Source organism: Desertibacillus haloalkaliphilus (assembly GCF_019039105.1).
GTDB lineage: Bacteria > Bacillota > Bacilli > Bacillales > KJ1-10-99 > Desertibacillus > Desertibacillus haloalkaliphilus.
On the sequence record NZ_JAHPIV010000361.1, the window covers coordinates 1 to 373 of the forward strand.

At 47.2% G+C, this 373-nt stretch carries 1 protein-coding gene; it reads right to left on the reverse strand.

What is annotated here, in order from left to right; genetic code table 11:
- Window positions 1-373: hypothetical protein (locus KH400_RS30095; RefSeq protein WP_217228383.1), on the reverse strand; the 373-nt coding region annotated here is incomplete at both ends.

The following is a 373-nucleotide window of genomic DNA, read 5'->3' on the forward strand; positions in this document are numbered from 1 at the left end:
TTCTTTTCCTCCTCTCCCTCTTCCTTCCTCCTCTCTTCCCTTTTCTTCTCTTTTTTCCCTCTCTTTTTCCTCCTCTCTCTCCTTTTTTTTCTTCCTTCCTCCCCCCTCTCTTTTCTTTTCCCTCTTTTTCCTTCCTTCTCCTCCTTCTCCCTTTTCTTTCTTTCCTCTCTCCCCCCTTCTCTTCTCCTTCTTCTCCTCTTCTTTTCCTTTCCTCCTTCTCCTTTTCTTCTCCCCTCTTTTCTTCCTTCCCCTCCTCCCTCCCTCTTCTCTTTTTTCTTCTTTTTCCCTTTTCTCTCCTCTCCCCCTTTCTTTCTCTCTTCCCCCTCCTTTTCCCTCCTTTTTCTCCCCCTTCCCTCCTCTCCCTCCCTTCTTT